The sequence below is a fragment of the Streptomyces sp. LE64 genome, from assembly GCF_052606915.1.
The window spans coordinates 1,779,492-1,800,336 of record NZ_CP199708.1 but is presented as its reverse complement, the minus strand read 5'-3'; the positions used below and the strand labels follow the sequence as shown (position 1 = coordinate 1,800,336).

Sequence of the window (20,845 nt, the reverse complement as noted above, 5' to 3'; positions counted from 1 at the left end):
GCGTATGACTATCTGGAATCATCCGACAACCGTCCGTAGTGACGGGTTCTGGAACGGTGAAGGGACGACGATGAGCAGTGTCGACGCGGCGGCCACGGGCAGCGCGGACGCAGCCCCTCCGATCAGCACGGTCGCGGGGACGGGGACGGCGGGGTTCGCGGGGGACGGCGAGCCGGCCGCTGCGGCCCAGTTGAACCGCCCCTACGGCGTCGTGGTGGACGGCAGCGGCACCCTCTACCTCTCGGACCACAGCAACCACCGGGTCCGGAGGATCACCACGGACGGCAGGATCAGCACGGTCGCGGGAACCGGGGCCGCGGGTTACCGGGGGGACCACGGCCCGGCCGTCGCGGCGCAACTGAACGGTCCCCGCGAGCTGGCCGTGGACGCCTCGGGCGCCGTCTACATCGCAGACTCCAGCAACCACCGGGTGCGGAGGGTGGCCCCGGACGGGACGATCAGCACGGTCGCCGGCACGGGCACGGCCGGGTTCGGCGGTGACGGGGGCCCCGCCACCGCGGCGCGGCTGAACCTCCCGCTGGGGGTGGCGGTGGACGGGGCCGGGGTCCTCTACATCGCCGAGTACCACAACCACCGGGTGCGGCGGGTCGGGGCGGACGGGACGATCAGCACGGTCGCGGGTACCGGGGTCGCCGGGTTCAGGGGAGACGGCGGTCCGGCGGGCGCGGCCCAGTTGAGGAACCCGTACGCGGTGGTGGTGGACGCCGAGGGCGTCCTCCACATCGCCGACGCCGGCAACCACCGGGTGCGGCGGGTGGAGGTGGACGGGACGATCGGGACGGTCGCGGGGACGGGTGCGGCGGGGTTCGGCGGCGACGGCGGGCCGGCCGCGTCCGCCCAGCTGAACCTCCCGCTGGGGGTGGTGGTGGACGGTGCGGGCGCCCTCTACATCGCCGACCACAGGAACCACCGGGTGCGGCGGGTGGGGGTGGACGGGACGATCGGGACGGTCGCGGGGACGGGTGCGGCGGGGTTCGGCGGCGACGGCGGGCCGGCCGCGTCCGCCCAGCTGAACCTCCCGCTGGGCCTCGCCGTGGACTGCGTCGACACCCTCCACGTCGCCGACCACCTCAACCACCGGGTGCGGAAGGTCGCGTCTACGAGGCTGGCCGGACTGCCCGATTCGGGCACGGTGGTCTCCTGGGCCAACGTCCGCAGCAAGCTGCGGATGGGCGTCCTGCGGGAGTCCACCAGGGACGGGGCGGAGGTCCACCAGTCCCTCGCGGCCCCCCGGGACCACCAGCGGTGGCGGTTGGTCGCGGTGGGGCGGGACGACGGCGACGTGCTGTACCGGATCGAGAACGTGCGCAGCGGCAAGGTCCTGGAGGTCCTCGGGGCGCAGGGCGCGGCCGGTGCGCCGACCGCGCAGCGCACCTACGAGGGCGGCGCAGCGCACCACCAGCAGTGGCGGTTGATCCCGGTGGGCTCTGCGGGCGGCGGCCCGCGGGTGTACGAGATCGCGAACCGCAACAGCGGCCTGCTGCTCAGGGTCGACACCAACGCCCGCACGGTGGTCCGGCAGCACGGGTCGGAGGGCGACCACCGCGAGCGGCAGTGGCAGTTGCTCCCCGTGTGACGCGCGAGGGGCCGGGGCGGCTTCGCCGCCCCGGCCCCTCGAACCTCCCGGCCTACTGTTTCTGGGAGTTGGCCGGCTTCTCGGCGGTCGGCTTCTCCGCGGTGGGGGCCGGGGGCGTCTTGGGGGGCTGGCTGAAGTCGCTCTTCTTCGGCTTGCTCTCCAGGTCCGGATCCTTCTGGAGGCCGCTGTGCTCCGTCACCGTCGTACTCGACTCCTGCATGCCGGCGGCTGCCGCCGTGGCCGCCGAGCCGGGGTCCCGGGCGTACTGCGCCTGCGCACCGGCGGACTCCTGGGTGGTCTGGATGAAGGCGCCGAGGAAGCCCAGGACGGCGCGCGCCTCGGGCGACTCCTCCCGCACGACCTTCGCACGGGAGGAGGCCCCGTGGATCGCGTTGTTGAACAGGCTCGTGCTCGTGTCGTCGTACGTGTCGTCCTCGGAATCCTCGAAGTCCACTCCCGCGCCCGGTTGCGGTCTGGTCGCGTCGGTGGTCACCGAGAAGAGGCCCGAGCCCTTGCGCGCGGAGCCGAAGACGTTGTCGAACACCATGGTCGTCACCCCTGGTCGTCGTGGTGGAGCGGTGCGGTCCGCCCGGTCACGGCTGCTTGTGCAGTGTCTGTTGGTTGCTGGTCAGGCCCTCGGCGTCGAACACCGTGTGGTGGACCTCCAGCGCGGAGACCACCTCGGCCAGCCCCTTCATGCGGAAGCCGCCGGGCGTCAGGTCGATGTCGTCGATGTCGCGGGCCACTAGGTGGTCGAGCCCCGGGTAGTCCCCCGACTGAGGGGGTGCCAGGACCGTGACCGGGACGGCGTACCGCACCGCGATCAGACCCGAGAAGGTCACCGGGATCTCGTAGGCGTACTCCTTGCGGGTGCGTCGCTGCGAGACGAGGGCCCGGGTGCGGGAACCCGGCGGGACCTCTCCCGAGACCTGCGACCTGGAACTCCAACTGGTGGTCAGGGAGCCCCCGACGGTGGCCGCGATGCCCAGGGCCAACTGGGCGTTGAGCGAGGCGGTGCCGGTGGCGCTGCCGGTGGTCGTGAATCCCACCGAGTTCGTCACCGTGTTGGTGGCCGAGTTCGTCGCGGAGTTCCGGGTGGCCACCTCGGTGGCGGTGGCGGCGTCCGTCCCGATGTTGTCCTTGCTGTTCTTCTTGGTGATGGTCTCCGAGTTCCTGTTCGACATCTCGTTCTGGCACTGTGCCTGGAGTTGAGCCTGGAGGTCCATCCGGAGCTGGTTCTGCAACTGGAGCTGGAGCGAGGTGCTGACGCTGCCGCCGAAGGTGAGTTTGGCGTCCCCGTGGAGCGACCAGGTGACCCCGTTCGACACCGTGAAGTCGACCGAGTCGGTGAAGGTCATCGGCGACGTCGAACTGCGGTTGACGTAGGTCCGTGCGGAGAACGTGTCGGGCGGGGGCTGGGTGATGTTGCCCCGTTCCTCGATCAGCGGCTCCCCGAGGTTCATGTAGGCGAGCCAGCCCAATTGGTACGCGGACCCGGGGAAGGTGCCGAAACTCGACTTGTTCAAGGAGAACCCGATGGGCCTGTGCCGTGCGCCGTAGTCGTCGACGTAGACCAGGTTGGGGTGGTCCAGGATGGACTTCCAGGTCTGCTCGATGTTGAGTTCCCGCAAGTTCTTCTTCGTCAGCGGCTGACGCGTGGACCGTTCCAGGTTGTACGCGTGGGAAGGCATTTCCGTCCTCGACTGATCTGGTGGAACCGCGCTCGGCGAAGTGGATGTGGAGGGATATGTGTGCGCGTTCCGCAAATCGAAGCTAGCACGGACGGAAATTTCCGAGGAAGGCGTCTTTGGGTGGTACGCCCGATCGGGTGAACGCTGATCTTCGATTCGGATGCGGGGTCCGGGGCGTAACTACTCGCTGCATGATCGAAGATATTCCTCGATATTCCTTCCCATGGGTGGTGTGGCCTCGACCGTTGCCGTTTTTGAGGGGATTTATTTCGGTCGCGCATTCGCTTTCGGGGGCGTTTCGGTCGAAGGCGGCTGGGGTTTCGGCAATGCCGTGTGATAGACCACTGAAACTGATCCCGGAGCATTGTTCTCCCCATTCAGAAACAGGTGAGGTTTCCGCGATGTACACCCAAGAGCGCACGGCGATGGCGAATCTGGTGGTCGGCGGTCCGGTGGCGGTGAACAGTTATGACAACGCCATCGTGGCGGCCTTGGTCGAGAATCGGCCGGTCATGCTCGTCCACGCCTTCAACGGCGGCTATCTGCGGCCCGCGGAGTTGAAGGAGGAGAGCCACGACAAGGGGGTCAAGCTGGCCACCGCGCTCGACCCGGCCACCAAGGAGGCGCAGGGCCACCTCTGGTACCTCACGCCCGGCGGCTTCTTCGGACAGCGCCCGCTGTACTTCATCGAGAGCGCAGCGGGCCAGGTGACGCCCCCGCCCGCGGGCGCGGCCGAAGCCGACGCCGGCCGCGGCGACGACGGCGCCCCGAAGCCGCAGCGCCGGCGCGTCACCGTCCACCAGGAGGCGCCCAAGAGCACGGCCGACACCCTCCAGGTGGGCCTTCCCGGCAAGGTCGGCGAGAAGTGGCGCGGGAAGAACGGGGCGTCCGAGGACACCCAGCTCTGGGTCGTCACGGTGACGCCCTGGGGCGGGATCACCTTCGTGCCGATCACCCACCCCGACGCCATCCTCGGCCTCAAGGACCACGCCGTCACGGCCGACGGCGAGGCGCGCCTCACCTACAACTGGGGCGGGGACTTCACCGGCACGGTCATCAACACGTTCTACCCGCGGCTGCCCAGTGAGTGGAACGTCCCCTACCACCACGTCTTCACCTGAGCCGCCACCCCGCCCCGACCCCACGCCCGAACCGCCTGGAAGAGGCACCACGATGCCCGTGCCCACGGAAGAACTGAAGCTGGAGCTGGTCAACGCCGCCACCGGGAAGCCCCTCGGCGCCGGGGCAGCGCCCGGCCCGGACGGGACGCTCGTCGTCCGCGCGGCCCCCGACGACGGCCCGAGCCCGGAACGGTGGCAGCTCGCCCCCGTGCCGACCCCGCACGGCGGGCCGCCGTCGGACGACCGTACGTACGTGATCCGCAACGCCTCCAGTGGCAAGGTCCTGGAGGGCTCCGCCACCGCGGACCGCGGGGTCCGTCAGGCGGACCCCGTCGCGGGCAGGAAGAGCCAACAGTGGCGCGTCGTGCCGGTCGAGGGCTCGGCCGGCCTCCACTTCATCGAGGAGGTCACCGCCGGCGACGTCCTCGACCTCGCCGACCCCGGACCCGGCAAGGGCGAGGACGCGATCCGGGTCGTGCTGCGCGAGCACGACGAGAACGCGGAGAGCCAGCGGTGGCGCCTCGTTCCCGTCGAGCCCGAACGCACCAGCGATCCCGTGTTGAGCTGGGCGCCGCTGAGCCACTGGAACGGCCGCCGGTCCTGGCGGTTGACCCGCTCGACCGCGCTGCGGCCGGCCCCCGGGGCGAGCCCCTCCTTCAGTGACGTGCTGTTGGTCCTCGACCGGTTCGGGAGCGACCGGGACGCCGGCGGGTGGACCACGGCCGGGGCCGCCCACCTGCCCGGTGGGCAGCCGGGCGGGTGGGCCGGGGTCGGTGCGCGTTTCCTCGCCGACACCACGGGGACGGGGCAGGCGGACGTCGTCGGACTCGACTCCGCGAAGGGTGCCGTGACATCACCCGGAAGGGGCGACGGCACCTTCGACGACGAGCGGGTCCTGCACCGACCCGTGCCCTCCCCGAGCCCCGAGGACCTGTGGACCCTCGCGGACACCACCGGCAACGGCCGGCCCGACGTGGTCGTGCTCGCCGTCGACGGGGTACGGGTCTCCCTCCGGGGCGAGGACGGGACGTTCGCGCCCGCGGGGGGCGAGCCGGCCCTCAAGGCGTTCGGCCACGGAGCGGCGGCCGGCGGCTGGCGCGTCGGCGAGCATCCGCGTTTCCTGGTGGACACGACCGGTGACGGCCGGCTCGACGTGGTCGGTTGTCATGACGACGGGCTCTGGGTGTCCCTCCAGGACGAGGACGGAACCTTCGCCCCGCTTCCCGAGGAACCGACCCTCCGAGCCTTCGGTCACGGGGGGAAGGCGGGTGGTTGGCGCGTCGGCGAGCATCCGCGTTTCCTGGTGGACACGACCGGTGACGGCCGGCTCGACGTGGTCGGTTGTCATGACGACGGAGTCTGGGTGTCCCTCCAGGACGAGGACGGGACCTTCACCGACCCCCTGTACGTCCTCGACGACTTCGGGGTCGACCAGGGCTGGAGCACGGTGGGGGAGCACCCCCGGTTCCTGACCAGGACCACCGCGGGTGGCACGGTGGACGTCGTCGGGTTCGGTCCGCAGGGCGTCGTCGTCGCACGCGGGCGCGGCGACGGCACCTTCGAACCCGCGGAGCTGGTCCTGAACGACTTCGGGCGGGCTCAGGGGTGGACCGGCGACAAGCACCCGCGGTTCCTCGCCGACGTCACCGGCGACGGCAACCCCGACGTCGTCGGCTTCGGCGACGACGGCGTCTGGGTGTCCCACAACCGCGGCGACGGCCGGTTCGAACGGGCCCAGCTGGTGTGCCGCGGGTTCGGGTACCACGAGGCCGCGGGCGGCTGGCGCGTCGACCGCCACCCCCGCTTCCTCGCTGACGTCACCGGCGACGGCCGCGTCGACATCGTCGGCCTCGGCGGCCCGGGCGTGTACGTGGCCCGGAACCTCCACCGCCGTTTCCGGACCCGGTAACCGCTCGCGGAACCGCCGGAGCGCCGCCGAGGTGGACCCGCCCCCGCGAGACGTGCGGCCCCGCGGACGACCCGTCCGCGGGGCCGCACGTGCACGGGGAACGCCGCGACGGCGTCGGGGAGTTCGGGTACCACGGGCCTCCCGACGGGGAGGACGACGCGGACGGAAGGGAAGAGCGCCCCCGGTAGGACTCGAACCTGCGGCCAAGCGCTTACTGATCGTTTCAGAATGATTTCGGTGTGAGGGCTTGGCGGTTGGGTCTGGTGGCGGCAGAGTGGTGCAGGTGTCGGATGATCTTGTGCCTGATGACCTGTGGGAACGCATCACCCCGCTGCTGCCGCCCCGGCCGCCGCGGCGTCATCGGTACCCCGGGCGGTTGCCGGCGGACGACCGTGCGGCCTTGCGGGGCATTGTGTATGTGCTGCGCAAGAACGTGAGCTGGAGGGACGTGCCGGCCGAGCGGACCGGCTGCAGCGGGGTGACCGCTTGGCGGCGGTTGCGGGACTGGACCGAAGCCGGCGTCTGGCCCCGCCTGCACGAAGTCCTCCTGGCCGAACTGCGCAAGGCAGGCCTGCTCGACATGGACGACTGCGCGATCGACGGCTCGCACATCCGGGCCCTGAAAGGGGGGCTCACACCGGACCTTCGCCGGTCGACCGCTCGAGGCCCGGCAGCAAGCACCACCTGATCGTCGACCGCCACGGAACACCCCTCGCCGTGTCGCTGACCGGCGGAAACAGGCACGATGTCACCCAGCTGACGCTGCTACTGGACACGATCCCACGCGCGTCCGCGGCCTGGTCGGACGGCCTCGGCACCGGCCGGGCCGGCTGTTCGCCGACCGCGGCTACGACTACGACAGGTACCGCCGCATCCTCCGGGCCCGCGGTATCACACCCAAGATCGCCCGACGTGGCGTCCCGCACGGCTCCGGGCTGGGCAAGACGCGCTGGGTCGTCGAGCGGACCTTCGCCTGGCTCCACCAGTTCAAACGCCTCCGCATCCGCTACGAGATACGCGCCGACCTCCACCTCGGCCTGCTCCAACTCGCCTGCAGCATCATCTGCTTGCGACGCCTACGAACCTCATTTTGAAACGATCAGTTAGAAGGCGCCTGGCCGCAGGGACTGCTTTAAGGGTTTGACCTGCGTAAACGTGTGACGGGTCCCGCCTGGGGCGCTGACTTTCCTGGATCTTGGGAAACCTCGGGAGCGGATTGGCCACGTGATCGGGGGTGGCGACCGCTCCAGTCCGGTGTGGTCACCCCGGTGACGTTCACGTTGTGAACCCTCTAGATGAATGAGTCCGAAGGGTTGTTCAGTGGTCGTAGGCGATGAGGGAGCGTTTGGTCTTGGCGCCGGTGGTCCAGTTGTGCCAGATGGCTGTGGCGAGGGCGAGGAGTCGTTGGGCGGTGCGGGCGAACACTCCGGCCGGGGTTCTGCCACCGTGCTGTTCGAGGCTGAGCTGGCCTTTGAGGGTGTCGAAGACGGCCTCGATCCACTGGCGTGAGTGGGCGAGGCGGCCGTGCCGGACGGGTTCGTCCTTCCGGTCCGGCCGCACGAGGTGAACACCGAGACGGTCGGTGAGGAATGCCTCGAAGTCCTTTCCGGCGAAGCCCTTGTCCGCGAGGATCACCTGCCCGGCTCGGACCAGGCGGTGATCGCGTTCCAGTAGCGCGGTCATCACCTCCCGTTCGCCGAGCTTCGGGTTCGCCAGACACCAGGTGACGGGCATGCCCTCTGCCGTGGTGACCAGGTAGAGCCTCAATCCCCAGAAGAAGCGGGAGTGGCTGCGGCAGTAGCCGTATCCTGCGTGCCCGGCGAGGTCGGAGCGTTTGACGGTCTCCCTCGACGCGGCGCAGGGCAGGGGTGTGGAGTCGATCAGGCGCAGTGCGCGACCGCCAGACACAACAGTTCGGCGTCCGTCAGTTTCGGAGGTCGCCCGATCCGGCGACCTCCCGCGCAAGGCGCCACATGGTCGTCGATGAACACGTACAGTGCCGCCAGAAGGGCGTCCAGGTTTGTCTTCACACACTGACCAACGGGCGCCCTTCGCCATGGTCGCGGCCAGCACAAACATCGGACTCACTCATCTAGGAGCTCCGGCTCGGGGCGGCATGATGAAGACCTTGGCGATCTTCGTGCGCGTATCCCCGGTCCGCGTTAGGTCTGGTCGGCCAGTCGTGTAGACGATGGGGGTCAGTTGGCCCGCGATTGTGGCGAGTGCACCCTTTCACTCGCACCAGGTCTACAGGTATCTGACGAACGAAGGTCCGAAGAGGTTGGCCGCTGCGTCCCTCTGGATCCGGTGCGGCGCTGAACGAGGTTGCACCCACCGACTCGCCTGTGGTCGCTTTCTCCGCAGTCAGCAGAATGTTGCTCCTCTGGAGCCCGCCGAGCGGTGAGCAGCTCGGCGGCTCGACAGTGGGTTCCAGCGGACTTATGTCCTCCCATCGGCGTGGTAGGTGAAGGCGATTCTGCGGAACTTGTCGCGGACGTCGGCCAGCGGCTGGCGATCGCGGGTGTAGTAGAGCTTGTTGGTCAGAAGCACCGCCCAGCGGCCCTGCTGGGGTGAAATCCACATGCCGGTGCCGGTGAAGCCGTAGTGGACCCAGACGTCGTCGGCGAGGGCGGTGCCAGGGGCGGGGTGCCAGAACAGGCCGCGTGCGGGTTCGAGACGGCCGGTCTGCACACTCAGCGACTTCGAGGTCCAGGCGGGACCGAATCCTGGTTGCCCTGCCGAAGAGGAGGCGACCAGCATGTGCTGCAGGAAGGCGGCGAGGTCGTCGAGGGTAGTGAAGGCGCCGGCGATGCCGCACACTCCGCCCAGGAGCCGAGCGGAGAAGTCGTGCGCGGTGCCTTTGAGGTGGGTACCGTCGGCCTGATCCAACTCGGTCGGCGCGCACAGTGCGGCGATCTCGGCTGGTAGCGGCCCGAAGCGGGTGGAGCCCATGCCCAGTGGCTGCCAGGCGCGCTCCCCGGTGAGCTGGTCGAGACGCTCTCCGGAGAGGTGCTCGGCAAGGTAGCCGAGGATGAGGGCGGCTCGATCGGTGTACTCGACCGCTTCGCCGGGCGGGCGGTGCAGCGCTTCGTGAAGGACGCCGTCTCGGACGTCCTGTGGGTCGGTGCCGTAGAGGCTCTTGAGCTGGGCGCGGAGCGGGAGACCCGCGGTGTGGGTCAGGAGGTGGCGGGCGGTCGTGGCCCCGAGCGGATGGCCGCCGACTTCGGACCAGAAGCTGTCGAGCCGGGCGTCGAGATCGAGTTTGCCTTCTTCCCAGAGGGCACCGATGGAGGCCCACACCGAGATGATCTTCGTGAGGCTGGCTGCGTCGAAGACGGTGTCCCGCCGCATCGGTACGTCCGGCTCGTCCGGGTCGAGGACTCCAGTGGCGCCGTGGGCGCGAAGGCCAGTGGCGTCGCCGACGGCCCACACGGCACCTGGGTAGACCTTGTCCCGCACGCCCTCGTCCAGCAGGTGCTCGATGCGGTCGGTGCGATACGTCATGGTCTCCCTGTTCGCCTCGGATGGCGTTCCGCCGGTTCAGCCTAGCGACGTGGCTCACGGGGTCCCCGCAGATCCGCGCAGTGTCCACGGGAGAGTCCTCGTCGCCCCTGCCCGCGTGACCTAGATGAATGAGTCCGAAGGGTTGTTCAGTGGTCGTAGGCGATGAGGGAGCGTTTGGTCTTGGCGCCGGTGGTCCAGTTGTGCCAGATGGCTGTGGCGAGGGCGAGGAGTCGTTGGGCGGTGCGGGCGAACACTCCGGCCGGGGTTCTGCCACCGTGCTGTTCGAGGCTGAGCTGGCCTTTGAGGGTGTCGAAGACGGCCTCGATCCACTGGCGTGAGTGGGCGAGGCGGCCGTGCCGGACGGGTTCGTCCTTCCGGTCCGGCCGCACGAGGTGAACACCGAGACGGTCGGTGAGGAATGCCTCGAAGTCCTTTCCGGCGAAGCCCTTGTCCGCGAGGATCACCTGCCCGGCTCGGACCAGGCGGTGATCGCGTTCCAGTAGCGCGGTCATCACCTCCCGTTCGCCGAGCTTCGGGTTCGCCAGACACCAGGTGACGGGCATGCCCTCTGCCGTGGTGACCAGGTAGAGCCTCAATCCCCAGAAGAAGCGGGAGTGGCTGCGGCAGTAGCCGTATCCTGCGTGCCCGGCGAGGTCGGAGCGTTTGACGGTCTCCCTCGACGCGGCGCAGGGCAGGGGTGTGGAGTCGATCAGGCGCAGGTCGTCGTGCCAGGTGGGAACCTGCCGGGCCAGAGCCTCGATCACCCGGGAGATCAGCGGTCCGGCGGCGTTCAGGCGCTTGTTGTAGCCGGACTGCTGGGGCAGGTAACGGAACAGGTGGGACAGCCGGGCGTGGGCGAAGCGGATCCAGTGCCGGGCTGACGGAAAGCCGAGAAGGACCTGCGCGACGGCCAGACACAACAGTTCGGCGTCCGTCAGTTTTGGAGGTCGCCCGATCCGGCGACCTCCCGCGCAAGGCGCCACATGGTCGTCGATGAACACGTACAGTGCCGCCAGAAGGGCGTCCAGGTTTGTCTTCACACACTGACCAACGGGCGCCCTTCGCCATGGTCGCGGCCAGCACAAACATCGGACTCACTCATCTAGGCGAGCTGACCGCCGAGATCCTTCAGGGCCCGGGCGGTCCTCGAAAGGGGGTAGCGGGCGGCGTTGGCATACCCCGACTGGCGCAGGGCCAGCAGAAGACCAGGGGAGCTCCGCAGGCGGTTGAGGTCACGGGCGAGCACGACGGAGTCGGTGAAGTCCGTTGCTATGCCGGAGGCCGCGAGGACCTCGTTGAGGCCGGGTACGGGTTGGTAGAGGACGGGCAGGCCGCAGGCTTGGGCCTCCAGGGCCACCAGCCCCATGGCTTCCAGCGTGGTCGAGGGCATGACCAGCAGATCGTGCTGGGCAAAGGCTCTCCATAGCTGCGAGCGACGGAGCCAACCGAGGTACCGGGCCCGTGTGCCGGTCCGCTGGAGCAATGGGGCCAGGGCGTGGAACTGGGCTCTGGGGGCGGCGATGCTCAGTTCGACGCCCGGGACGCGCGCCAGGCTCCTGGTCAGGGAGCCGAAGCCCTTCTCGACTGACAGGCGTCCTGCGTACAGGAGCCGCAGATGGCTGGTGGAGCCACGGTCGGGACGAGGCGGCGGATTGGTGAGAAGACGGTCGGGCAGGCCCCAGGGGATGTGGGCGATCCTGCGGCGGTCCGTCCGTGGGGCGAGCTTGAGCAGGCGGTCGATCATCGCGGAGGTGGGGACCACCAGGGAGTCGGCGGCTCTCACCGTCTCGCGCAGGACGTGGAGCTGGTCGCGGTGGTTCTCGGCGAAGAGCAGGTCGGTGCCGTGGACCAAGGCGATCCTGGGGTGCGCGGGGAGCGCTCGGAGCAGGGCGGGGGTCCCTCCGAAGGCCAGGTGTTGCAGGTGCAGCACATCGATCCGGCTTGGGTCGATCATTTCGGCGAGTGCCCGGCGCAGGGCCGCGACGTAGCGGCCGAAGCCTGGGCCCGCCAAGCACTTCCCGGACACGTTCAGCAGGTCGAGCCCGGTGGGGAGGCGAGGGTGGTGCGAACCAGGTGGTGCCAGCATGAAGGCCCTTGCGGGAACCAGGGGTTCGTTCCCGGTGTAGAGGTCGAGGAAGAGTTCGACGCTGCCGCCGGGGCTTCCGGCGGGAAGGTCCAGGAACGTGGCGACCATCGGTCCCGCGTTCGGGCGCACGAGGGGACTCATGACCCTCCCTGGGGGAACTCCCGGTACAGGCGGGAGATGTCGATGCCGCTCGTGGCCGCGTACTTGGCGTGCTGACCTTGGTAGCTGGCCGGGGTCCCGAAGGCGGTCAGGAAGACGAGCTTGCCGAAGGTCATGCCCGGATAGACCCTGACGGGCTTCGCTGCTCGGATCTCCAGCGTCCAGCGGATGGCGTGCCCTTGGTGACCGAGCGGGGCGGACACATGGACCCAGAGGCCGAGGGCTCCGGTGGCACGGTCTCCGTTGAGGAGTTGTGCGTACTTCTCCGAGCCCGTCTTCTCCAGGGTGACGCCCAGGTAGAGCGCTTCGGGCTCCAGGACCAGGCCGGTACTGGGGATGGTCCGTTCGGTGAACGCGGTGGCCACGGCGGCGTCCAGGTCTCCGTCACAGACGCGGATCGTGTCGCCCAACCTCCAGTCGTACGCGTTGGGGGAGAGGCGGGCAGGGTCGTACGGGGCGATGGTGATCTCGCCCGCGCGGACCGCGGCGGCTATCGCGGGGCCGGTGAGGATCACGAGGGCACCGCCTCCCCACGGGGCGTGTCGCGCCAGTACTGGGAGGGCTGGGGACCGGTGGCGCCCTGGTACTTGCCGCGGTACGGGGTGACGGCGCCGGTGGCGGCGAAGAACATGACCTGCCCGATCTTCATGCCCGCGTACACCCGCAGGGGACGGACGGACGAGAGCATGAGCGTCCACTGGCCGTGGAAGCCGATGTCCCCGATCGGTGCCGTGATCTCGACGAACAAGCCGAGGCGCCCGACCGAGGAGCGGCCGAAGAGGAGGGGGACGAAGAGGTCCGAGCCGACCTCCTCGACGGTGTGGCCGAGGTACAGCTCGCCCGGCTGGAGGACGTATCCGTCCCCGCCGATCGGAACGGAGCGCGTCGGGTTGGCGCGATGGGCGTCGATGACCTCGGACGTGTAGGTCAGCAGGGTCGGGCCGAGGCGGATGTTGTAGCTGTTGGGGTTCGTCTGGTCCGGTGCGAAGGGCACGATGCGCACGCGGCCGTCGGCCACGGCCGAGTCGATCTCGGGACCGGTGAGGATCATCGTCGGCCTCCCTCGGGGCGGTCAGCGCGCTGGGAGGTTCGGTCGGTCAGGAGGCGGCGGACCGTGTGCCCGAGCCGTAGACCGGTCTCGTTGGCGCGTCCGCCGAAGTGGCTGTCAGCGAGGTAGCCGGTCGTCAGGACGCTCCGTGAGTTCGGTGGCAGCGGATTCGGGAGGACGGCCAGCGGACCGACGCGCTTGGTAAGCGCGTCGAGTGCCTGCTCGTGCTCGTCGGGGAGGACGGCGTGGACGAGCCTGTTGTCGAAGGGCTCGACGGCCAGGAGGTCGCCGAGGGCGAGGACGCTGCCGAGCGGCACGGAACGCAGGGCGGTCTCGTTGAGAACGACAGCGTCCGTCGTGGAACCGGTGTGCAGATGTTCGACGAGTTCTTCGAGGAGCCGACGGCGATCCAACGGAGCGTTGCGGTACGGCTCTCTCACCACGCCGAGTGGGCGGGCAAGTGCCTGTTCGACGGTGGAGATCCTCCCGCGTAACCCGGTGAGGGCATCGGGGAGCGCGGAGAGGCTGGGGAAGAGGCCGGTGCGGGCTGTCCAGCCGCCTCCGGTCGGCGAGGCCGTGGCGTACCCGAGACCGAGTTCTCGTCCCTTGACCACGAGAGTGCCACCGACGCGCACGGGACCGTGGACATCGCTGTGGCAGTGCCCGGAGAAGACGACGTCGATGGAAGGGCAGGAACCGGCGAGCTTCACGTCTTCTTCGAAGCCCGAGTGGGACAGGACCACCCAGGCATCGGCGTGGTGATGGTGCTCGGCCATCACTTCGCGCAGCGCGCGGACAGGGTCGGTGACGCGGTGACCGGTGCGCTGGCCGATGGGGATCGCCTCGAACGCCTGCTGACCGATGACGGCGGTGACGGCGACTCGGCGGCCCCCGACACGTTCGATGCGCACCCGATCGAAGATCGGAGCCCCCTCCTGGTCGGTCGTGTTCGCGCACACGGTGATCCGCCGCAGCTCCGGCTCGAAGTAGTGCGGCCAGCCGTGGTTCCCAGGGGCCACCACGTCGTAGAGGGCTGTGAGGATGTCGCGTTCGATGGCTCCCTTGCCGAGACGGTAGATACCGGTGCCTTCGAAGAAGTCGCCGCTGTCCACGATCAGGCTGTCGGTCCTGGCCGTGGGCAGGAAGGCGAGCATCAGGGCGGCGGAACCGATGGCGGAGTGGACGTCGGTCGTGGCGACGATCTGCTGGAGCCGCCGGTTCACGGGATCACCTCGCAGATGTCGGCGCCCAGGGTGTGCAGTTTCACGGGCAGGTCGGCGTGGCCTCGGCGGAGCTGTTCGAGCCCGCCGAGGGTGGTCACCCCGTGGGCGGCGAGTCCGGCGACGGCCAGGGCCGAGCCGGTGCGGATGTCGGTGGCTTCCACACCGGCGCCGGTCAGCCGCTGCGGGCCCGTGACGCGGCATTCGGTGGGGGACAGCTCGTGGACCTCGACGCCGAGTCGGGCGAACTGGGGCAGTAGGTTGCCGTGGCGGCCGGGATTGATGGAGTCGGCGAACAGGTGCGTGCCCGGCAACGAGAGCGTCAGGGCCATCAGCGGGGGCTCGAAATCGGCGTCCAAGGCGCCGGGGTCCAGGGAAGCGACAGCATGTAGCGATCTCCCCGTGGGCCGGACGCCCCGCGCCTGGACGGTCAGGGTGCCGTCATCGGTATCGGTGGGGAACCCGAGCAGACGCAGGGCATCCACCAGAGGCGCCAGGTCTCGACCGTGTACACCGAGAATCCGTGCTTCTCCACCGGTGACGGCGACCGCGCAGGCCAGAGTGCCCGCTTCGATCTTGTCTCCCGGCACCCGCCATGAGACCGGCTCCTCCGGGACGGTCACCGGTGGGTGGAGGGAGAGGACGCTCTCGTCGAATCGGCTCTCCCAACCGGCCGTCCCCAACGCTCGCATGACGCTGAGCACTTCGGGAGAGAGGTTCGGCTGCCCCAGACGCAGCGGCCGTCCCGCGACGACAGCACGGAGGACAGCGGCGACCGTCGCACCGCGGGACCGGAACGGCAGCATGACCGACACCGTCCCCCTGTCGCGCGCGGTCGCCTCCACGAGGTAGCCACGGTCGTCGATGGTGGTGCGGTCACCGAACCGTTCGTAGACCTTGAAGTGCTGCTCCATCCCCCGTGCTCCGATGGCACAGCCGCCCGGCCAGGGCAGACGGGCCCGGCCGCAGGCACTCAGCAGCGCGGGGACGAGGTAGTACGAGGCACGGATGCGGGCGGCGACCTCGGGAGCGAGATCCGGCTGGGACTGGTCGCTCGGCAGGATCACCACCGTGTGCGGACCGCTGACGGGGCGAGCCGCGTGCCAGCCACCCTGCTGCAACAGGGTGAGCATCGTCTCGACGTCCGTGCTCGTCGGCACATTACTGATGCGCACCGGTCGGCGCAGGGCTGCGGCGGCAGCGAGCATGGGCAGCGCCGCGTTCTTGGAACCGTCGACGGTCACGGACCCGGTGAGGGGAGCACCCGGTCGGATGGCGACCACTTCGGCGGCGACGGGAGGAATCCGTACAGAAGACAACGCTCAACTCCTCTGAATGGGAGGGATTCGCGCGGACGGGAGGGTGGTGCCGATGACCTCGAACTCGGCCCAGCACCGTTTTCCGGACGGCAATGGATCGAACCCGTGGCGGTCCGCGAGCGCGGCGACGAGGAGCAGCCCGTGTCCGGCTTCCGCCATCGTGCCGGGCAGGCCGCTCTCCGGGATCTCGGTGTTCGTGTCGACGACCTCGATGCGCAGACCGTCGGTGCCCAGACGGGCGCTGGCTGAGATCGGCCCGTCGTCGCCAGCGTGACGCACCGCGTTCGTGATCAGCTCCGAGGCCACCAGCTCCGCCGTGTCCAGGAGCTCCGGAGAGAGAAGGGTGTCCCAAGCCCGTATGGCGGCTACGAGGTCGCGCCTCGCGAATGTGGCGGCAGCGTGTGTGCCGGGTACGGGAAACCGGATCTGGTGCACCTTCACATGGCCTCCTGGATCGGGGCGGCGGTCCTCACGTAACCGCCTTGGCGAGGGCCGTTTCCAGGCTGTGTGCCGGGCCTGCATCGCTCATGCGGAAGCTGCATCGCAGGTGAATCCGGCTCGGCTAGGCTCGATCGGGCAGGCAGGATCGGCGACGGCGGAGGGAGCCGTGGCAGGATGGCCGAAGTGCGGAGCGAGGCGCGTCGGATCGGTGAAGTGATCCGCCAGGCGAGGGTGTTACGGCGACGCTCACAGAAGGACGTCGCTGCGGACCTCGGGTACCACCAGTCGAAGATGAGCCGACTGGAGAACGGCAGAGGCACTCAGGACATCACCATGCTGCGCGAGGTCGCACGGGTGCTGGACATCCCACCCGACCACCTGGGCCTCGCCCCTGATCCCCTCGCCGGTCCTTTCACCCCAGAGACAGAAGACATGCGCCGCCGTCGACTCCTCGCCGCAGGCGCGGCCGTGCTCGCGGTCCCCGCCACGCCCCTCGCCCCCGCCCACCCGGAACTGATCCAGTCGTTGCTCCCCGGCCCGGGCTCCGCGTTCACCGAGGCGGTGGGCGATCTGCCGCACTTGCGGAAACAGACAGCGAACGCCCGCCGACTCTTCTGCACCTGTGACTACGCGGCACTGGAACGCACTCTGCCCGGACTGATCGGCCAGCTTCGACGGGCAGTTGCCGACGATCCCGGATCGTCCGACCTGTCCGGCCTCCTCGCCACGGTCTACCAGACCTCGGCCAGCCTGCTGCTGAAGCAGAGCGACCTCGGCAACGCCTGGCTCGCCGTCGGACGCGCCATGGCCGAGGCCGAGCGGTCCGGCGACCCGGTGGTGCTCGCTTCCAGCGTCCGTGTCCAGGCGCACCTGCTCACCAGGGACGGCCACTCCGCCCAGGCCGTGACCCTGGTCCGTCATTCCGCCGATCAACTCACGGGCTCCTACGACCGACGCTCCCCGGAGTACCTCGCGGCCCTTGGACTGCTCCTCCTGCGCGGCGTGACGGCCGCGAGCACCGGAGGCGACCGCTCCGCCACGGAGGACTTCCTCGCAGAGGCACGGGACGTGGCCCACTACGTCTCACTCGACCGTCCCGACGCCTGGGCCAACTTCAGCCCCACCAACGTGACCCTGCACGGCATCAGCGCGATGGTCGTCTTCGGGGACGCGGGCGTGGCCCTCGACGCCGCCCGCCCGCTCATGCGTCGCCACATCCCCGTACCCGAACGCCGGGCCGCCCTGTGGGTCGAAACCGCCCGCGCCTACAACCAGCAGGGCCGCCTCGCCGACGGCTACCAGGCGCTGCGCATCGCCGAGAGTTGCGCGGCACAGGACATCCGTCGCCCCGCCGTCCGGGAGCTGGTGGCCGACATGGCGGCCCGTGACCGCCGTCGTACCCTGCCAGAGCTGCACCACTTCAGCCGTCGACTGGGAGTCCCCGCGTGAGCGATCAGCCCGATCAGGAGACCAAGAAGCCGTTCCTGTACGTCGTGGTGTGCGCGGCCGGGATCGCCGGAGACGTCGGCAGGCTGATCACCGCTGCTCAGGTCGCGGGTTGGGAGGTCGGTGTCGTCGCCACCCCCCAGGGGCTCGGCTTCCTGGAGGCGAAGGCGGTCGAGGAGCAGACGGGTTACCCCATCCGCTCCGCCTGGCGCCTCCCGGGCGACCCGCGCCCGCTGCCGCCCCCGGAGGCCATCGCGGTCGCTCCGGCCACTTTCAACACGATCAACAAGTGGGCCGCCGGGATCTCCGACACCCTGGCGCTCGGCATCCTGTGCGAGGCGTACGGCTCTGGCATCCCCATCGCCGTCCTGCCGTACCTGAACGCCGCCCAGGCTGCCCACCCCGCGTACGCCCGGAGCGTGGAGCAGTTGCGCGAGATGGGCGTCCTGGTCGGTTCGTACGCGCCCCACCGGCCGAAGGCAGGCGGCGGCGCGGACCGCTTCCGCTGGGAAGAGGCCTTGGAGTTGCTCACGCCTGGGGTGTCCCCGGTGGGGTGAACAGTGTTCTGCGCGGGAGGCCCTCTGCCGTGCCGACAGCGTGCCACGCACTGGAGAGTCGGGTTGTTCTCCGTGTCACCGGCTCCTAGGCCGGGGCTCCCGCCGTGTGGTCCTCGGCATAATCAGGGAGGAACCGGGCTCCGGGGCCCTGTCGTGCGAGGGCTTGCCCATTGTTGGAGCCGCGAGGCGATTCATCCGCCAGGTGAGGACTTCGCTGAGGTCGGTGGCGGTGTCGAGTTCCCGGTGGCGGGCGGCTTGGATGAGTAGTGCGACAGGGTCCTGGCCCGCCGCCGTGACGTCGTGGAGTGTGGTGGCGAGGGCGGGCCAGCCGGTTCCGGTGAGGATCCGCTCGGCCAGATCAGGTAGCGCCAGCCGCACCACGGAGGTCTGCCGCTCCATCAACGGTCGGGGGAGCCGACGTCCCCGCGCGCGAGTCATGGCCAGGGGTGCGGGGGCTGCGATCCGGTAGGCCGCGCGGAGGTGCTCGGCCGTCTGCCGGGCGGCCTCGGCCTGCTGGAGGTGGTCACGGGCGCGGTACCAGTGCTGGGCGGCGATGACCGCCAACAGAAGGGCGTCAAGGACGCTCGCGAAGAGCTCTCCGTCTCGGGGCGGGGGCACGCGCAGGACCGCCTTCACCGCCCGCCGCGTGGCCTGGGCCCGCCGGTGGTGGGCTCGGAGACGGGACCGGCTGGCGCGCTCGAAGGCGGTCGCCGCTTGGAGGAGGGGCCTTCGGAGGCCGGGTCGGGCGATGAGGAGGAGTGCGTCGAGGGCTTCGGCGAGGACGGTGATGTGGGCTTGTCCGGCCTCGTCCTCGTCGTGGGCGAGATGGTCGGGTGTCCGGTCGAGGGTGAGGGCGAGTCGTCGCCAGGCGGGTTCGGCGGACTGGTCCGCCGGTGGCGACTCCACGGCCGCCAGGCGTTCGGCGATATTGGGGTAGGAGAGGTCGGGGGCGAGGGTGGAGCCGGAGAACCACACTGGCTCCCCCCGGACGTTGGTGTCCCCGGTCAAGGCGACCTTGTAGCCGCGCACGTCTCCGGAGGGGAAGTGCTGGACCTCGACGAGGGTGTCGGCTCCTTCGAGGAGCCGGAGGAACTCCTCGGTGCTCGTGGCGGCCGAGACGGCGGTGCGGACGATGGTACGCAGGCGTTCCCGAGCCGTCCGGGTGCTGCTGGTGCGGCGGGCCTTCTCCTATTCGGCGCGGGTCGGCCGCTTGGCGGCGGTGCGGTCGCTGCGCGGAACCTGGCGCAGGCCGTATTCCTTCTCGACGGCGACGAGTTCGTTGTCGGCGCGCAGATAGTCGTTCCAGTTGCGGGGTGGACGGAGGTCGCCTCTGACCTTGGTGGCGACGATGTGGATGTGGTCGTCGGCGTGACGGACGGCGACCCAGCGGCAGGCGTCGGGATCGCCCGCAGGCGCGATGCCGGTGGTGTGGAGGACGCGGCGGGCGATAGTGGCCCACTCATCGTCGGACAGGTGCCGGTCTTCGGGGGCGGCGCGGATCGAGCAGTTCCAGACGTGGCTCCTGGGCGCCTTGTCGCCAGCTTGCTTGACGCGGAGGTCGAGGACGTCGGTGAGCTGGGCGAGGGTGGCTTCGGGGTCGCGACCGGGGTCGGGCGCGAAGCCGTCCCAGGACGCGACGAGGTGGGGGTCGGTGTGTTCGTTGGCGCGACCGGAGCCGTAGAGGTAGTTCAGGACGCCCCGTGTCTTGTGACCGGGCTTGACGATGTTCGCGATCAATCAGGCCGCCCGACGGTTCGTGACGGTCTCATCGGCGGCGGTGTCGATCGCCGTGACCACCTGCCTGACGGCCGTCACGAGTCGACGGGCCTCGGTGAGCACCGACGCGTCCACGGAGTGCGTCTCGCCACCGGAGTTGAGGCGGTGGGCGATCTGGTTCGCGTTCGTGCCGATCCGCGCCACCTGAGTGCGCAGGGCGGCGAGTTCGTCGATCAGGTCGTCGGTGACGCTCCGCTGCCCGGGCAGGGCGAGGTCGCCGTTCAGGTGCGCCGTGACCAGGGCACCGACGAGGTGGGCACCGGCCAGACCGAGGCGGCGGGCCTCGGTGAGGATCGCCCGCTTCTCGTCGAGGCTGTAGCGGACGTCGACGCGCTCCTTGCGCTGGACGCCCTGACGGGCACGACGGCGGGCGACACGGCGTAGCGCGGCCTCGTCCGCCGCGCGGACCCCCCTCGTCTCCGGTGCGCCCTCGTGCCGGGGATCTTCCTCCGCCACCCCCGGGGCGGAGGCTTCCGTGTGGGACCGGCCCTTGGACGGTCCAACGCCATACCTTGCTCCGCCCGGGGCAGGCCGTCGGGCCGTGTGTGCCAGGCCGGGGGAGTGCGGGTCGTGCTCATCACGCATGTGGTCTGTCTCCGTCAGGTTTCGCCGGGTACGCGGCGCTGGGGGTGGTGGGGGGCGTTGGTTGGTCCGCAGGGAGTCGGCAGGGCCTGTTGGCGGTCCCGGACCGGCGAGGGTGCACCGCTTGGTCCCGTCCGGTCCCCGGTCCGGAGACCTGGTCCGGTCCGGAGACGTGGTCCGTGGTCCAACGCACGGGTGGTCCGGGACCGGGGACCAGGTTTCGACTGCCCATGAGAAAGCCGTTGACCTGCGCGAAGTCTGGTCCGCGGACCGGTCCGGTCCGTGCGGACCACCGGGACCGCTGTGCTCCGGGACCGCTGTGGTCCGGGACCATCCGTGCCTGGCCCGGACCAGACCCGTCCGATCAGCTCCGGACCAAGCCGTCTTGG

The 20,845-nt window shown here is 69.9% G+C and carries 16 protein-coding genes and 3 pseudogenes; 6 read left to right on the top strand and 13 right to left on the bottom strand.

The features are described 5' to 3' along the window. The first annotated feature begins 70 nt into the window (after nucleotides 1-70). Entirely contained in the window at nucleotides 71-1,597 is a 1,527-nt protein-coding gene (locus ACSMX9_RS07995; protein WP_445401123.1) for an RICIN domain-containing protein, read from the top strand. 52 nt (nucleotides 1,598-1,649) lie between these two features. On the opposite strand, the gene ACSMX9_RS07990 is transcribed toward ACSMX9_RS07995, so the two are convergent. Together ACSMX9_RS07990 and ACSMX9_RS07985 are read right to left on the bottom strand one after the other, a co-directional pair. Then, nucleotides 1,650-2,144 carry a hypothetical protein gene (locus ACSMX9_RS07990; protein ID WP_445401121.1) on the bottom strand — a complete coding sequence of 165 codons (495 nt, stop codon included), beginning with the start codon at nucleotides 2,142-2,144 and terminating at the stop codon, nucleotides 1,650-1,652. Between the two features lie 46 nt (nucleotides 2,145-2,190). Beyond that, nucleotides 2,191-3,288 (bottom strand): hypothetical protein, encoded by a 1,098-nt coding sequence (locus ACSMX9_RS07985; protein WP_445401119.1) that lies wholly within the window; start codon nucleotides 3,286-3,288, stop codon nucleotides 2,191-2,193. Nucleotides 3,289-3,689: 401 nt separating this feature from the next. Between ACSMX9_RS07985 and ACSMX9_RS07980 the strand changes: the two genes are divergently transcribed. From ACSMX9_RS07980 to ACSMX9_RS07970, 3 genes and pseudogenes are all read left to right on the top strand, one after another. Continuing rightward, nucleotides 3,690-4,409 (top strand): hypothetical protein, encoded by a 720-nt coding sequence (locus ACSMX9_RS07980; protein ID WP_351243215.1) that lies wholly within the window; start codon nucleotides 3,690-3,692, stop codon nucleotides 4,407-4,409. A 52-nt stretch (nucleotides 4,410-4,461) separates the two neighbouring features. Then, complete coding sequence (locus tag ACSMX9_RS07975) at nucleotides 4,462-6,318, top strand: FG-GAP-like repeat-containing protein (RefSeq protein ID WP_445401117.1); 1,857 nt, start codon at nucleotides 4,462-4,464, stop codon at nucleotides 6,316-6,318. Between the two features lie 283 nt (nucleotides 6,319-6,601). Further along, nucleotides 6,602-7,412 (top strand): annotated as a pseudogene (locus ACSMX9_RS07970) (IS5 family transposase). A 223-nt stretch (nucleotides 7,413-7,635) separates the two neighbouring features. Here ACSMX9_RS07970 and ACSMX9_RS07965 read toward each other — a convergent pair. The 9 genes and pseudogenes from ACSMX9_RS07965 to ACSMX9_RS07925 form a co-directional block, all read right to left on the bottom strand. Continuing rightward, nucleotides 7,636-8,348: pseudogene (locus ACSMX9_RS07965) on the bottom strand (IS982 family transposase). A 409-nt stretch (nucleotides 8,349-8,757) separates the two neighbouring features. Continuing rightward, entirely contained in the window at nucleotides 8,758-9,822 is a 1,065-nt protein-coding gene (locus ACSMX9_RS07960; RefSeq protein ID WP_445401115.1) for a serine hydrolase domain-containing protein, read from the bottom strand. 146 nt (nucleotides 9,823-9,968) lie between these two features. Continuing rightward, complete coding sequence (locus tag ACSMX9_RS07955) at nucleotides 9,969-10,862, bottom strand: IS982 family transposase (RefSeq protein ID WP_445401113.1); 894 nt, start codon at nucleotides 10,860-10,862, stop codon at nucleotides 9,969-9,971. A 62-nt stretch (nucleotides 10,863-10,924) separates the two neighbouring features. Further along, nucleotides 10,925-12,049, bottom strand: coding sequence for a glycosyltransferase family 4 protein (locus ACSMX9_RS07950; RefSeq protein ID WP_445401111.1), 1,125 nt, complete (start codon nucleotides 12,047-12,049; stop codon nucleotides 10,925-10,927). Beyond that, complete coding sequence (locus ACSMX9_RS07945) at nucleotides 12,046-12,582, bottom strand: dCTP deaminase (RefSeq protein WP_445401109.1); 537 nt, start codon at nucleotides 12,580-12,582, stop codon at nucleotides 12,046-12,048. The genes ACSMX9_RS07950 and ACSMX9_RS07945 overlap by 4 nt, the downstream gene beginning before the upstream one ends. Continuing rightward, a complete protein-coding gene (dcd, locus tag ACSMX9_RS07940; RefSeq protein WP_445401107.1) occupies nucleotides 12,579-13,118 on the bottom strand; it encodes a dCTP deaminase in 540 nt (179 codons plus the stop codon). The genes ACSMX9_RS07945 and dcd overlap by 4 nt, the downstream gene beginning before the upstream one ends. Next, complete coding sequence (locus ACSMX9_RS07935; RefSeq protein ID WP_445401105.1) at nucleotides 13,115-14,338, bottom strand: bifunctional metallophosphatase/5'-nucleotidase; 1,224 nt, start codon at nucleotides 14,336-14,338, stop codon at nucleotides 13,115-13,117. The genes dcd and ACSMX9_RS07935 overlap by 4 nt, the downstream gene beginning before the upstream one ends. Then, a complete protein-coding gene (locus tag ACSMX9_RS07930) occupies nucleotides 14,335-15,618 on the bottom strand; it encodes a UDP-N-acetylglucosamine 1-carboxyvinyltransferase (RefSeq protein ID WP_445402928.1) in 1,284 nt (427 codons plus the stop codon). The genes ACSMX9_RS07935 and ACSMX9_RS07930 overlap by 4 nt, the downstream gene beginning before the upstream one ends. A gap of 39 nt (nucleotides 15,619-15,657) precedes the next feature. Then, complete coding sequence (locus ACSMX9_RS07925) at nucleotides 15,658-16,095, bottom strand: ATP-binding protein (RefSeq protein WP_445401103.1); 438 nt, start codon at nucleotides 16,093-16,095, stop codon at nucleotides 15,658-15,660. Between the two features lie 174 nt (nucleotides 16,096-16,269). Here ACSMX9_RS07925 and ACSMX9_RS07920 point away from each other — a divergent pair, with 174 nt between their 5' ends. Both ACSMX9_RS07920 and ACSMX9_RS07915 read left to right on the top strand, forming a co-directional pair. Beyond that, nucleotides 16,270-17,544 (top strand): helix-turn-helix domain-containing protein, encoded by a 1,275-nt coding sequence (locus tag ACSMX9_RS07920; RefSeq protein WP_445401101.1) that lies wholly within the window; start codon nucleotides 16,270-16,272, stop codon nucleotides 17,542-17,544. Then, nucleotides 17,541-18,098, top strand: coding sequence for a flavoprotein (locus ACSMX9_RS07915; RefSeq protein ID WP_445401100.1), 558 nt, complete (start codon nucleotides 17,541-17,543; stop codon nucleotides 18,096-18,098). The genes ACSMX9_RS07920 and ACSMX9_RS07915 overlap by 4 nt, the downstream gene beginning before the upstream one ends. A gap of 75 nt (nucleotides 18,099-18,173) precedes the next feature. On the opposite strand, the pseudogene ACSMX9_RS07910 reads toward ACSMX9_RS07915, so the two are convergent. After that, nucleotides 18,174-19,835: pseudogene (locus ACSMX9_RS07910) on the bottom strand (relaxase/mobilization nuclease domain-containing protein). Beyond that, a complete protein-coding gene (locus tag ACSMX9_RS07905; RefSeq protein ID WP_445401098.1) occupies nucleotides 19,836-20,330 on the bottom strand; it encodes a MobC family plasmid mobilization relaxosome protein in 495 nt (164 codons plus the stop codon). Between the last annotated feature and the right edge of the window lie 515 nt (nucleotides 20,331-20,845).